A 12200-nucleotide genomic window follows, 5' to 3' on the forward strand; every position below is an offset into this window, starting at 1 on the left:
CGTACGACGGCAGGATTCAGGAGGCCTTGCGCTCCTGGGTGTGGTGGCTGATCTCCAGGTCGCCCAAGTCCCCGAAGGTGAGCCGGCAGGTGTCCGCCCGATAGGTGGCCACCGAGACGGCGGCGGTCCTGCCCTCGGCGAAGTAGCGGGTGGTGACGACGAGGACGGGCGCGCCGGGCAGGCGGTCGAGTTCCTTGGCGTCGTCCGCGCGGGCCGAACCGAGCTCGACCGCGCGGTCCTGCCCGTCCATTCCCAGGCGCTGCAGCGCCCGCAGCACGCTGCGCGCGCGGGCCGCTCCCGCGGGTGCGTCGATGGCCGCGAGGTCCGGTACGGATGCGGTGGGGACGTACAGCAGCTCGGCCGCGACCGGCTGGCCGTGCGTCACGCGGATCCGGCGCACCGTGTGCACGTCGGTCTCGAAGTCGCCGTCGAGCATACGGGCCACGGCCACGGGGGGAGCGGCGCTCGTGCAGTCGACCGGCTGCCACGAGTCGCCGGCCGCGCCGGGCCAGCCGTGCCGCGAGGTCCCGACGTCCACGCCGACGCGCGGTGGGGCGACGGTGGTGCCCACGCCGCGGCGGCGCTGCAACCGGCCTTCGAGCTCAAGCTGTTCGAGCGCCTGGCGGAGCGTGGCGCGCGCCACGCCGAAGCGGGCGGCGAGCTCGCGCTCGTTGGGAAGGATCTCCCCGACCGCGAAATCGGAGTCGAGTGCCTCGCTGAGCACGGTCTTGAGGTGCCAGTACTTCGGCTCCGGCACCGTATCGAGCTGCGTGGTCCCCACCCTGATCCTCCGCAATCGGCCTGGTCCCCGGACGAGTTTCCGCGCCCTTGTTTATTAAAGGTTCCTGCACTAACTCTGCGACCATAAGTCCGGGGTCTGCCTTGGTCAAGACCAATCAGCTCAAGGACGGGCAGTGCCGTGACGGGGTGAGTGCGGCGAGTTTGTCAGGGTTTCGCACGATGTAGACGCACTGGATGAGGCCGTCCACGACATCCACCTGGAAGACGGAGTCGGGCTTTCCACCGGACAGGACCAGCAGGGCCGGGCCGCCGTTCAGTTCCAGGAACCGGAACTCGACGTCGGGGATGGCCTGCTTGGTCGCCCCGAAGAGGAAACGGCCCACCTTGTCGGCGCTCTCGATGACGCGCAGCGGCGCCTTGGCCTTGCCGCCGCTGTCGCCGACGAGCCGGACGCCCGGCGCGAGCAGCCTGAGCAGCGCGTCGAGGTCCCCTCCCGACGCGGCGGCGAGGAACCGTTCGGTGAGGTCCCGCCGTTCGGCGGGGTCGACGTCGAAGCGCGGCCTGCGTTCCCCGACATGCCGTCGGGCGCGGCCCGCGAGTTGCCGTACAGCCGATTCCGACCGTTCCAGGGTGGCCGCAATTTCGCTGTACGGGAAGCCGAAAGCCTCCCGCAGTACGAACACCGCCCGCTCCAGAGGGGAGAGCGACTCCAGCACCACCAGAACGGCGAGCGAGACGGAGTCGGCGAGCACCGCGCGTTCCTCGGTGTCTTCGGCGCTCGCGCCGAAGTCGGTCTCGAGCGGCTCCGGCAGCCACGGTCCGACGTACGCCTCGCGCCGGGCCTGCACGTGCCGCAGCCTGTCGATGGCGAGCCTGGTGGTGATCCGCACCAGATAGGCACGCGGTTCATGTACTTCGTCGCGCGCCTGGGCCGACCAGCGCAGCCACGCCTCCTGTACGACGTCCTCGGCGTCGGCCACCCGGCCGAGCATCCGGTACGCCACCCCGGTCAGAACGGGGCGGTGCTCTTCGAAGGCCTCGGTCACGGTGTCGGCAGTCACCCGTCCATCCCAGCCGACCGTCCCCGCCCTGTCCAGGCGGCATGAGTGCGTCACGCAGCACACAGCGAGCGCGACCGCCGGGAAGCCGGGCCGTCCAGACCCTTGAACTCCCAGCTACTCAGCGGTAATTGTTGCTGACACGTTGTCTAGCGCGCAGACCCACTCCCAGGGAGCAGCAGCATGGCCGCAAAGGTCTCCTTCAGCGTCGAGTCCCCCACGGGCAGCCACACGCTCTCCGTCGCGTACGAACGGGCGGGCGCCGGCGAGCCGCTCCTGCTCCTCCACGGCATAGGTCACCACTGGCAGGCCTGGCAGCCGGTCATCTCCGCGCTGGCCGCCGAACGCGACGTGATCGCCGTGGATCTGCCGGGCTTCGGTGACTCTTCCGCGCTCCCCGACGGCTTCGCCTACGACCTGTCGACGGTCGTTCCCGTACTCGGTTCGCTGTGCGAGGCGCTGGGCATCGAGCGCCCCCATGTGGCGGGCAACTCCCTGGGCGGCCTGCTCGCCCTGAAGCTGGGCCAGGAGAAGCTCGTACGGTCGGTGACGGCGCTGTCCCCGGCCGGTTTCTGGACGGAGAGCGAGCGCCGTTACGCCTTTGGTGCGCTGCGCGGGATGCGGCTCGGGGCGCAGACGCTCCCGCTGCCGGTCATCAAGCGCATGGCGCGCACAGCCGCCGGGCGGACCGCGCTCACCAGCACCATCTACGCGCGGCCCGGATGGCGTTCACCGGACGACGTCGTCGCGGAGACCCTGGCGCTGCGCGCGGCGGCCGGGTTCGCCCAGACGCTTTCGGCGGGCCGCTCCGTCCTGTTCACGGACGACGTGCCCGGCATCCCCGTCACGGTGGCCTGGGGCAGCCGCGACCGGCTGCTCCTGCGCCGGCAGGGCGTCCGGGCCAAGCGGGCGATCCCCGGCGCGCGCCTGGTGACGCTGCCCGGCTGCGGCCACGTTCCGATGAACGACGACCCCGCTCTGGTGGCCCGCGTCATCCTCGACACGAGCAGCTGATACGCCGCGCAGGGAGGCCGCGCCGGACACCCCGGAACCCAGGCCGGGCCCCGCCGCCCCGACGAGCACTTTGCCCCCCGAGCGCGGCGCCGAAGGTGCCCGTACCGAAGAGCGGCCCGGGGGCGTCGCGGCGGCCGGGTGCGGCGCGGCTCACCGCGGGTGGGGCGCGGCCGCACTGGAGCGCGTCGAACCGGTTCCCGGGAACGGGGGGCCAGTTGTTCACTTGTGGTTCGTGTGATCGCCGTGACCGGGCGTTAGGCATGGCGTCGCACACCCGGAACAAGCCGTCACTGGAGGCGCATCGATGCCGTACCGCCGACCACAGAGCCAGTCCCCCGACCGACGCTCCGTCCTGCGCGGCTCACTGGCCGCCTCGGCCGCGCTCGCCCTGCCCGGCGCAGCCGTGGGCGTGGCCGCCGCGCCCGCCCAGGCACTCTCCGGACGTCCGCGCGCCGCCTGGGGTGTGCAGACGGGCGATGTCACCTCCTCGTCGGGGCTGGTGTGGGTACGATCCGACCGCCCGGCCCGGATGATCGTGGAAACGTCCGCGACCGAGTCCTTCCGCCACTCCCGCAGATGGCACGGCCCCCTGCTCGGCCCCGGTACGGACTTCACCGGAACGACGTCACTGCGCGGACTGCCCGCCGGTGAACAGGTGCACTACCGGGTGACCCTCGCCGATCCCGACGATCCACGGCGCACCGGGGAGCCGTTCCCCGGAACGTTCCGTACGGCGTCCGCGAAGCGACGCGACGGGGTGCGCTTCCTGTGGTCCGGCGACATCGCGGGACAGGGCTGGGGCATCAACCCGGACATCGGCGGTTACCGCGTGTACGAGGAGATGCGTCGCCTCGACCCGGACTTCTTCCTGTGCAGCGGCGACACCATCTACGCGGACGGCGTCATCCAGCCGAGCGTGGCGCTGCCGGACGGACGGGTGTGGCGGAACATCACCACTCCGGAGAAGTCGAAGGTCGCCGAGACGCTGGACGAGTTCCGCGGGAACTTCCGCTACAACCTGCTGGACGAGAACGTGCGCCGTTTCAACGCGCAGGTACCCTCGATCGTGCAGTGGGACGATCACGAGGTACGCAACAACTGGTACCCGGGCCAGATCCTCGACGACGCCCGCTACACGGAGAAGAACGTCGACGTACTGGCGGCGCGCTCGATTCGGGCGTTCGGCGAGTACTTCCCGATTTCGACGCTTCCCGCGCGCGGGGAGCGCCGCAAGGACGACGGCCGGGTCTACCGGGTGGTCAGGCAGGGCCCCCTGCTCGATGTCTTCGTGCTCGACATGAGGACGTACCGAAACGCCAACTCACCCGGCCGGCAGCCCGACGACGCGACCGGGATCCTCGGCGCCGAGCAGCTCGCCTGGCTGAAGCGCGAGCTGTCGCGCTCCCGCGCGGTGTGGAAGGTCATCGCCTCCGACATGCCGCTCGGGATCGTCGTTCCGGACGGAGCGTCGAACTTCGAGGCCGTCTCGCAGGGCGACCCCGGTGCGCCGCTGGGCAGGGAACTTCAGATCGCGGAGCTCCTGCGTCATATCAAGCACGCCCGTATCACCGGCACGGTGTGGCTCACCGCCGATGTGCACTACACGTCGGCCCAGCACTACGACCCGTCCCGCGCCGCGTTCAAGGACTTCGCGCCCTTCTGGGAGTTCGTGTCCGGGCCGCTGGCCGCGGGCGGCTTCCCGGCGGGGCGGCTCGACGCGACCTTCGGCCCGGACCAGGTCTTCGTCAAGGCACCGACGCGCGCCAACGTGTCGCCGATGGAGTCGCCGCAGTACTTCGGAGAGGTCGAAATCGACGGTGGGAGCGGCGAACTGACGGTGCGGCTGCGCGCCGAGGGAGGCGTGGTGCTGTTCAGCAAGGTGCTCCAGCCGGGCCGGGTGGGCCTCTGGTGTAATTGAAAAAGGTACCTAACTGCCCAGAAGCATACTTAACCCATCAGTCACAAAGCGTTCGTGATCACGCAACACCGCTCGGACACAGTGGTGCCATGAGCGACCTGACCGAAGTGACCAAGACGCCATCGACGCAGACCGCCAAGAGGGCCCGCCGCCCGCACCACTGGCGGCGGGATCTCGTCGAACTCGCCGCCCTGTTCACCGCGGTGGCCGTCGCCGACGCCGTCGCGAACACGATCGCGCACGGACCCGACGGACCGTACCTCCTCGTGATCTCGGCCGTGGCGCTGACCGCCACGGCCGGATTCCACACCTGGTGGGCACGAAGGCACAGCCATGCTCCGCCGCCGGACTCCCCCGCTACGAGCGCGGGGACGACCGACGGCGGCACCTCGGCACCCGAGCCCGAAACCGCCTTGTGGCGGATGCGTACGACCGTCAGGGACGAGCCCGGCAGCCTCGCTCTGCTGTGCACCGCCCTGGCCCGCCAACGCGTGGACATCCTCACCCTCCAGGCCCACCCGCTCGCCGAAGGCACCGTCGACGAATTGCTGCTGCGCGCCCCCGCCACCCTCGAGGCCGCCCAGCTCAGCCGAGAGACCGCCGCCGCCGGAGGCAGCGACACCTGGCTGGAGCGGGCCGACGCCCACGACCTGGTCGACGCCCCCACCCGGGTACTCGGCCTTGCCACTCGCACCGCGCTCGACGCCGCGGAACTTCCGCTGGCCCTGCGCCAGTTGCTCGGCCGCTGCACCATCCACTCGCTGCCCGCGACCACGCTCACCGGCCGGCCCACCGGTGCGAGCGCCCCGGTCGAAGGCGTACTCGACGGCACGGTCATGAGGCTGCGCGACCCGTCCGGCGGGGCGATCACCATCGAGCGCCACTACCTGCCGTTCACCCCCACGGAGTTCGCGCGGGCCCGTGCCCTCGTGGAGCTGGACACGCGCCTGGGCCCGCGCATCCCCCGCAGCCAGGACGTCCTGACGCTCCCCGAGGGCAACGAGATCACCGTCCGCAGGGCCGGACTCGACGACCTCGAAGCCGCCCGCGCCATGCACGACCGCTGCGGCGACCGCACCCTGAGCCTGCGCTACCACGGCCCGGTCGGCGACGCCGACCGCTACCTGCGCCACCTCCTCAGCCCCCGCTTCGGCCGCACCCTCGCCGTCCAGACGGCGTCCGGCCGCCTCGTCGCCCTCGGCCATCTCCTGTGGGACGGTGACGAGACCGAAGTCGCGCTGCTCGTCGAGGACGCGTGGCAGCGCCGCGGCATCGGCTCCGAGCTGCTGGAGCGCCTGGTGGCGCTCGCCGTCGAGGCGGGCTGCGAGAGCGTCTACGCCGTCACCCAGTCGTCCAACACCGGGATGGTCGCGGCCATGCGCGGCCTCGGCCTGCCCCTCGACTACCAGATCGAGGAGGGCACGCTGGTGGTCACCGCGCGGCTGGCTGCGCCGCCGGCCGGACGACCGCACCCCTCCCGTGCAGGGGCACAGGAACCGGCGCGGACACCGGCACAGGCGCCGACCGTTCGCCCCCGGCAGCACTGAGAGCCTCGCACAGGTCCCGCCACAGGTCCTCGACGTCCTCGAGGCCGGCCGACATCCGCAGCAGCCGGTCGCTGACACCCGAGGAGCGCCGGTCTCCCTCGGCCACGATGCGGTGGCTGATGGAGGCCGGGTGCTGGATGAGCGAGTCCACGCTGCCGAGGCTGACGGCCGGTGTGATCAGCCGTACGCCGCCGATCACCGCGTGCGGATCGCCGTACACCTCGAAGGCGACCATCGCGCCGCCCAGCTTCGGGTAGTGGACCCGGGCCACCCGCGGGTCGGCGGCCAGCCGCCGGGCCAGCTCGGCGGCGGTCGCCGAGGCGGCCCGCATCCGTACAGGCAGCGTGGAAAGGCCGCGCAGCAGCAGGTACCCGGCGAGCGGATGCAGTACGCCGCCGGTCGCGAACCGCACCTGGCGCAGCTGACGCGCGAACTCCTCGTCGCACGCCACCACCCCGCCCAGTACGTCGCCGTGTCCGCCGAGGTACTTCGTCGCGCTGTGCAGCACGATCCGCGCGCCGTGCTCCACGGGCCGCTGGAGCACGGGCGTCGCGAAGGTGTTGTCGACGAGCAGCGGCACCGAGCCGCAGGATTGCGCGACCGCCCGGATGTCGACCTCGGCGAGCGTCGGGTTGGCGGGGGTCTCGACCATGACGAGACCGGTGTCGGGGCGTATCGCGTCCGCGATGCCGGCCGGATCCACCCAGGTCACCTCGGTGCCGAGCAGTCCGGCGTTCAGCAGGTGGTCGCTGCATCCGTACAGCGGCCGTACGGCGACGACGTGGCGCAGGCCCGTGCTCGCCCGTGCGAGGAGCACGGCGGTGAGCGCCGCCATGCCGCTGGCGAAGGCGACGGCGGCCTCGGCACCCTCCAGCCGTGCGAGGGCGTCCTCGAAGCGGGCCGTCGTCGGGTTGTCGAGACGGGCGTATACGGGCGGACCCTGCGGCCGTGCGCCGGTGGCGGCGAACTCGTCGATTCTGGCCGCCTCCCCCCGGCTGTCGTACGACGGATAGGTGGTCGACAGGTCGAGCGGCACGGAGTGCACGCCCAGCACCGCGAGGTCTTCGCGGCCGGCGTGCACGGCTTCGGTGGCCAGGGCCCGGGGTGTGGTCGAGGCGTCGGTGTTCATGACATGACTCTGAACAACTACCGGGAAGTAACGACAGCACTCCGTGTTACGTTCGGGCCATGGCCGAATCTGTCGCACTGGACACGGTCGATCTGCACATATTGCGCCTTCTGCAGAACGACGCGCGGACCACCTACCGTGACCTGGCCGCCGAGGTCGGGGTGGCGCCTTCCACGTGCCTGGACCGGGTGACGCGGCTGCGCCGCTCGGGGGTGATTCTCGGCCATCAGCTGCGCCTCGACCCCGCCAGGCTCGGCCGCGGTCTCGAAGCCCTGCTGCTGGTCCAGGTGCGCCCGCACCGGCGTGAGCTCATCGGCCCGTTCGTGGAGCGCATCAGGGCCCTGCCCGAGACGCGCGCGCTCTTCCATCTGACCGGCCCGGACGACTATCTCGTCCACGTGGCCGTGACGGACACGGCTGACCTGCAGCGGCTGGTTCTCGACGAGTTCACGTCGCGGCGGGAAGTCGCCCGGGTGGAGACCCGGCTGATCTTCCAGGAGTGGGACTGCGGACCGCTGCTGCCGCCCGCCGCGGGGTCGCCGCGGGGCGTCGGTACCAAGCCGCCGATGTCAGGCCACTGACGCCCGACGGTGGTGACGAGGAGCCCTTCCCCGTACGAGGATGTCGGCATGTCAGTCACTCCGAGCAGCGGGCTCGCCCTCCCCCGCCAGGTCGCCGACGCGTACGTCGACGCACTCATCGCCCTCGACCCGATCACCGGTACGTACCTGGGGGTGAGGGAGAGTTCCCGCAGCCTGCCGGACTTCTCCCCGGAGGGACAGAAGGCGTTCGCCGAACTGGCCCGCACCACGCTCGCCGAGCTGGACAAGGCCGAGGCCCTGCCCGGCGCGGACAGTGACGCCGAGCGGCGCTGCGGCCGACTGCTGCGCGAGCGGCTCACCGCCGAACTGGCCGTGCACGAGGCCGACGAGAACCTGCGCGCCGTCAGCAACATCCATTCTCCCGTCCACAGCGTCCGCGGTGTCTTCACGGTGACGCCCACCGAGACCGACGAGGACTGGGCGGCCGCCGCCGAGCGGCTGCGCGCGGTGCCGGGCGCGCTCGAGGGCTACCGGGCGTCGCTCGCGCTCGGCCTGGAGCGGGGACTGCCGGGTGGCCCGCGCGCCACCGAGACGTTCACAGGTCAGCTGACCGAATGGGCGGGCAGCGGCCGCGGCTGGTTCGACGAGTGGGCGGCCGCGGGCCCCGAGCCGATGCGCGCCGAGCTGGACGAGGCGGCCCGCGCCGCCACCGGCGCGGTCGCCGCGCTGCGCGACTGGATGCGTGATGTGTACGCCCCGGCCGTCAAGGGCGCGCCCGACACGGTGGGCCGCGAGCGGTATGCCCGCTGGTCGCGCTACTTCAACGGCACCGACCTCGACCTGGACGAGGCGTACGCGTACGGCTGGTCCGAGTACCACCGCCTGCTCGGCGAGATGAGGACCGAGGCCGAGAAGATCCTGCCGGGCGCGGCCACGCCGTGGGAGGCGCTGGCCTGGCTCGATGAGCACGGTACGCACATCGAGGGGGTCGAGGAGACCAGGGCCTGGCTGCAGGGCCTGATGGACGAGGCGATCGAAGCGCTCGACGGTACGCACTTCGAGCTCGCCGAGCGGGTACGGGAGGTGGAGTCCCGCATCGCGCCCCCCGGCAGCGCGGCGGCGCCGTACTACACCACTCCCTCGGAGGACTTCTCACGCCCGGGCATCACCTGGCTGCCGACGATGGGCGAGACCCGCTTCCCGGTGTACGACCTGACGTCGACCTGGTACCACGAGGGCGTTCCGGGTCACCACTTGCAGCTCGCGCAGTGGGTGCACGTCGCGGACCGGCTGTCCCGCTACCAGGCGACCGTCGGCATGGTCAGCGCCAATGCCGAGGGCTGGGCCCTGTACGCGGAGCGACTGATGGACGAGCTGGGGTTCCTCGGCGACGCGGAGCGCAGGATCGGCTACCTGGACGCGCAGATGATGCGCTCCACGCGGATCATCGTGGACATCGGCATGCACCTGGAGCTGGCGATTCCGGCGGATTCCCCCTTCCACCCGGGGGAGCGCTGGACGCCGGAACTCGCGCACGAGTTCTTCGGGATGCACAGCGGGCGTCCCGCGGACTTCGTGGAGAGCGAGCTGACCCGCTATCTGTCCATGCCGGGCCAGGCCATCGGTTACAAGCTGGGCGAACGGGCGTGGCTGCTGGGCCGCGAGAACGCGCGCAAGGCGCACGGTGACGCGTTCGACGCGAAGGCGTGGCACATGGCGGCGCTGTCGCAGGGCTCGCTGGGGCTCGACGACCTGGTGGAAGAGCTGTCGAAGCTCTGAAGGGCCGCGCGCGGCTGCATGGCTGTATGTACGGTGGCGGGCGGTCCGGGCGGGTTCGGTGAGCCCGGCCGCCTCCGTGCGCCGTGGCCCCCGCTCGCGCCGCTGATCCGTCCCGACCAGGAGTCCGTTTCATGAGTACCGGCTATCTCTTCTGCTCCGACCCGCTCGGCGGGAGACGTCCCGATCCGGCCTTCGCGGCGGAGGTGGCGTGTGCGCGGCAGGCGAGCGGGGACGTCGCGCTCCTGGACCACGACGCGCTGCTCGCCGGGGACACGCGGGCGGCGCTCTCACGGGTGCCGCGCGGGTCCGGTCCGTACTGGTACCGGGGCTGGATGATCCCGGCGTCCCGGTACGAGGACCTCGCGGGAGCCCTGCGTGCGCGCGGATGCGAGCTGCTCACCCCGGCGGCCGATTTCCGCCGCGCGCATGAACTCCCCGGGTGGTACGACGTCTTCGCCGAGCTCACACCACGCAGTGTCTGGCGCGCGCTGCCGTCCGGAGCGCCGCCGTCCCTACCAGAACTCGCCGCGCTCGCGGCACCTCTCGGCCGCGGGCCCGCCGTGGTCAAGGACTTCGTCAAGTCGCGCAAGCACGAGTGGGACGAGGCCTGCTTCGTCCCCTCGCTCGCCGACACGGAGAAGTTCTCGGCCGTCGTACGCCGCTTCCTGGAGTTGCAGGAGGACTCCTTCGCGGGCGGTCTCGTGGTACGGGAGTACGAGTCGTTCGTGCCGGGCGGCGAGGCACGCGTGTGGTGGCTCGACGGTGAGCCCGTACTCACGACAGCGCATCCCGACTCCCCCGGCGACCTGCCCGCGCCCGGCCTCGATGCCGTACGTCCCGCGGTGCGGGCGCTCGGCTGCCGCTGGGTGACGACCGACATGGCGCTGCGCGAGGACGGTGTGTGGCGGGTGGTGGAGGCCGGCGACGGGCAGGTCAGCGGCCTGCCGGCCGGGGCGGACGCGTCCGCGCTCTTTGACGCGCTCACCCGCGCGGGGAGCCGCCCTCGGAGTCGGTGACCAGCCCGCGTCACTTCCCGGAGCCCTCCCGGGCGTTCGGGCGAGGCCGTGCGGGAAAACCATTACCGCACGTCCGCCGGGTGCGGCACCCTCACCCCATGCCCACTCCCGTACGCACCCTCGCCCTCTCCCCCCGCGTCACCGCGACCGGCCACGCGCTCGCGGCCGCCGCCCGTCGGCGCGGGATGGGATGCGAGACGCTGCGCGAGTGGCGGGCGCCGGACCGGCCGGACGGCATCTGCTCGCTGTACGCGGGCCCCCTGTTCGCCGACGCGGTCGCCGACGGGCTGGGGCTGGGCCTCCTCGAGGCGCCGATGGAGTGGCTTGCGGCACTGCCCTGCGAACTGACCCGCCGGCACATCGAGTTCACGACAGTCGCCCGGGCCCGTACGCTGCGTCGCCCCGCCTTCGTGAAGCCGCCCAACGACAAGAGCTTCCCCGCTCGCGTGTATCCGGACGGCAGCGGCCTGCCGGGCCCGGACGCAGTGGACGACGAGACTCCGGTGCTGGTGAGCGACATCGTCGCGTTCACCGCCGAGTACCGGCTGTTCGTGCTGGACGGAGCGGTCGTGACCGGCAGCCGCTACGCGGTGCGCGGCGCGCTGGACGTCGTACCGCTGGAGGAGGACCCGCTCCACGGTGAGGCGCTGGACTTCGCGTCGCTGCTCTTCGCGCCCGGTGTGCCTCCGCTGCCGAGTGCGGTGGTCGTCGATGTCGGTACGGCCGACGGGCAGTGGGCGGTGGTGGAGGCCAACGCGGCCTGGGCGAGCGGGCATTACGCCTGCGACAGCGACGCCGTGCTCGATGTGGTGCTGCGGGCGGCGCGGCCGACGGCCGGGGTGGGACCGCGGGACGCGTGTTTCCTGCGGCCCGGGCGTCACGTCGTACGGTGAGGGAAGGCCGTCAGCAGCCGCAGTTGTCCGAGCCGACGGGCGCGGTGAGCGGGTCGGCGTCGCGCCGCTCCCGGCCCTCCCAGGTCTCGACCTCGAAGCCCTCGCGGATCCAGTACTCGATGCCGCCGAGCATCTCCTTGACCTGGTAGCCGAGTTCGGCGAGGGCGTGGGCGGCTCGGGTCGCGCCGTTGCAGCCGGGGCCCCAGCAGTACGTGACGACCGGCACGGACTTGTCCAGGAGCGGCTCCGCCTGGGCCGGGATCAGCGCCGTGGGGAGGTGCAGGGCGCCGGGGACGTGGCCCTGGTCCCAGGACTCGGTGGAGCGGGAGTCGATCACTACAAAGCCGGGGTCCTCGCCGGAGGCGAGGACCGAGGCGACGTCGGAGACGTCGGCGTGGAAGGCGAGGCTGGCGGAGAAGTACGCGGCGGCCGCGGCGGGGGCGGCCGGCGGCACGCGCAGGACGGCGTTCGCACTGGTGGGGGCGGTCTGGGCGGCGGTGAGCTGTGTTGTGGTCATGCCCAAAATCTACGACGGGTGATCACCGAGCTGAAGTGGGATTCCC

At 71.9% G+C, this 12200-nt stretch carries 11 protein-coding genes; 7 read left to right on the forward strand and 4 right to left on the reverse strand.

Annotated features, from left to right (window positions below):
- Positions 1 to 16: 16 nt before the first annotated feature.
- Together ACWIHY_RS14465 and ACWIHY_RS14470 are read right to left on the reverse strand one after the other, a co-directional pair.
- Complete coding sequence (locus tag ACWIHY_RS14465; protein WP_454375974.1) at positions 17 to 781, reverse strand: GntR family transcriptional regulator; 765 nt, start codon at positions 779 to 781, stop codon at positions 17 to 19.
- Between the two features lie 115 nt (positions 782 to 896).
- Complete coding sequence (locus tag ACWIHY_RS14470) at positions 897 to 1802, reverse strand: RNA polymerase sigma-70 factor (RefSeq protein WP_454375975.1); 906 nt, start codon at positions 1800 to 1802, stop codon at positions 897 to 899.
- 180 nt (positions 1803 to 1982) lie between these two features.
- Between ACWIHY_RS14470 and ACWIHY_RS14475 the strand changes: the two genes are divergently transcribed.
- The 3 genes from ACWIHY_RS14475 (at position 1983) to ACWIHY_RS14485 (ending at position 6278) form a co-directional block, all read left to right on the forward strand.
- Complete coding sequence (locus ACWIHY_RS14475) at positions 1983 to 2813, forward strand: alpha/beta fold hydrolase (RefSeq protein ID WP_454375976.1); 831 nt, start codon at positions 1983 to 1985, stop codon at positions 2811 to 2813.
- A gap of 304 nt (positions 2814 to 3117) precedes the next feature.
- Positions 3118 to 4731 (forward strand): alkaline phosphatase D family protein, encoded by a 1614-nt coding sequence (locus tag ACWIHY_RS14480; protein ID WP_454375977.1) that lies wholly within the window; start codon positions 3118 to 3120, stop codon positions 4729 to 4731.
- Between the two features lie 89 nt (positions 4732 to 4820).
- The gene (locus ACWIHY_RS14485; RefSeq protein WP_454375978.1) at positions 4821 to 6278 is read left to right on the forward strand and encodes an N-acetyltransferase family protein; all 1458 of its coding nucleotides are present in this window, start codon (positions 4821 to 4823) and stop codon (positions 6276 to 6278) included.
- Here the strand turns inward: ACWIHY_RS14485 and ACWIHY_RS14490 are convergent.
- Positions 6163 to 7407 (reverse strand): trans-sulfuration enzyme family protein, encoded by a 1245-nt coding sequence (locus ACWIHY_RS14490; RefSeq protein WP_454375979.1) that lies wholly within the window; start codon positions 7405 to 7407, stop codon positions 6163 to 6165. The genes ACWIHY_RS14485 and ACWIHY_RS14490 overlap by 116 nt on opposite strands.
- A gap of 59 nt (positions 7408 to 7466) precedes the next feature.
- Between ACWIHY_RS14490 and ACWIHY_RS14495 the strand changes: the two genes are divergently transcribed.
- The 4 genes from ACWIHY_RS14495 to ACWIHY_RS14510 all read left to right on the forward strand — a co-directional run bounded on the left by ACWIHY_RS14495 (position 7467) and on the right by ACWIHY_RS14510 (position 11637).
- The gene (locus ACWIHY_RS14495; protein WP_454375980.1) at positions 7467 to 7988 is read left to right on the forward strand and encodes an Lrp/AsnC family transcriptional regulator; all 522 of its coding nucleotides are present in this window, start codon (positions 7467 to 7469) and stop codon (positions 7986 to 7988) included.
- A gap of 48 nt (positions 7989 to 8036) precedes the next feature.
- On the forward strand, positions 8037 to 9728 hold the full coding sequence (locus ACWIHY_RS14500; protein ID WP_454375981.1) for a DUF885 domain-containing protein: 1692 nt from the start codon (positions 8037 to 8039) through the stop codon (positions 9726 to 9728).
- A 131-nt stretch (positions 9729 to 9859) separates the two neighbouring features.
- Positions 9860 to 10744 (forward strand): ATP-grasp domain-containing protein, encoded by an 885-nt coding sequence (locus ACWIHY_RS14505; RefSeq protein WP_454375982.1) that lies wholly within the window; start codon positions 9860 to 9862, stop codon positions 10742 to 10744.
- A 98-nt stretch (positions 10745 to 10842) separates the two neighbouring features.
- Positions 10843 to 11637, forward strand: coding sequence for an ATP-grasp domain-containing protein (locus ACWIHY_RS14510; RefSeq protein WP_454375983.1), 795 nt, complete (start codon positions 10843 to 10845; stop codon positions 11635 to 11637).
- A 10-nt stretch (positions 11638 to 11647) separates the two neighbouring features.
- On the opposite strand, the gene ACWIHY_RS14515 is transcribed toward ACWIHY_RS14510, so the two are convergent.
- Positions 11648 to 12154 (reverse strand): rhodanese-like domain-containing protein, encoded by a 507-nt coding sequence (locus ACWIHY_RS14515; protein WP_454375984.1) that lies wholly within the window; start codon positions 12152 to 12154, stop codon positions 11648 to 11650.
- Positions 12155 to 12200 lie beyond the last annotated feature (46 nt).

The sequence above is a fragment of the Streptomyces sp. NPDC055287 genome (assembly GCF_053646035.1).

Excerpts from the sequence above, each read along its gene's own strand:
- ACWIHY_RS14475 (WP_454375976.1), top strand. The coding sequence starts at position 1,983 with ATGGCCGCAAAGGTCTCCTTCAGCGTCGAGTCCCCCACGGGCAGCCAC.
- ACWIHY_RS14480 (WP_454375977.1), top strand. The coding sequence starts at position 3,118 with ATGCCGTACCGCCGACCACAGAGCCAGTCCCCCGACCGACGCTCCGTC.
- ACWIHY_RS14485 (WP_454375978.1), top strand. The coding sequence starts at position 4,821 with ATGAGCGACCTGACCGAAGTGACCAAGACGCCATCGACGCAGACCGCC.
- ACWIHY_RS14490 (WP_454375979.1), bottom strand. The coding sequence starts at position 7,407 with ATGAACACCGACGCCTCGACCACACCCCGGGCCCTGGCCACCGAAGCC.
- ACWIHY_RS14495 (WP_454375980.1), top strand. The coding sequence starts at position 7,467 with ATGGCCGAATCTGTCGCACTGGACACGGTCGATCTGCACATATTGCGC.
- ACWIHY_RS14500 (WP_454375981.1), top strand. The coding sequence starts at position 8,037 with ATGTCAGTCACTCCGAGCAGCGGGCTCGCCCTCCCCCGCCAGGTCGCC.
- ACWIHY_RS14505 (WP_454375982.1), top strand. The coding sequence starts at position 9,860 with ATGAGTACCGGCTATCTCTTCTGCTCCGACCCGCTCGGCGGGAGACGT.
- ACWIHY_RS14510 (WP_454375983.1), top strand. The coding sequence starts at position 10,843 with ATGCCCACTCCCGTACGCACCCTCGCCCTCTCCCCCCGCGTCACCGCG.
- ACWIHY_RS14515 (WP_454375984.1), bottom strand. The coding sequence starts at position 12,154 with ATGACCACAACACAGCTCACCGCCGCCCAGACCGCCCCCACCAGTGCG.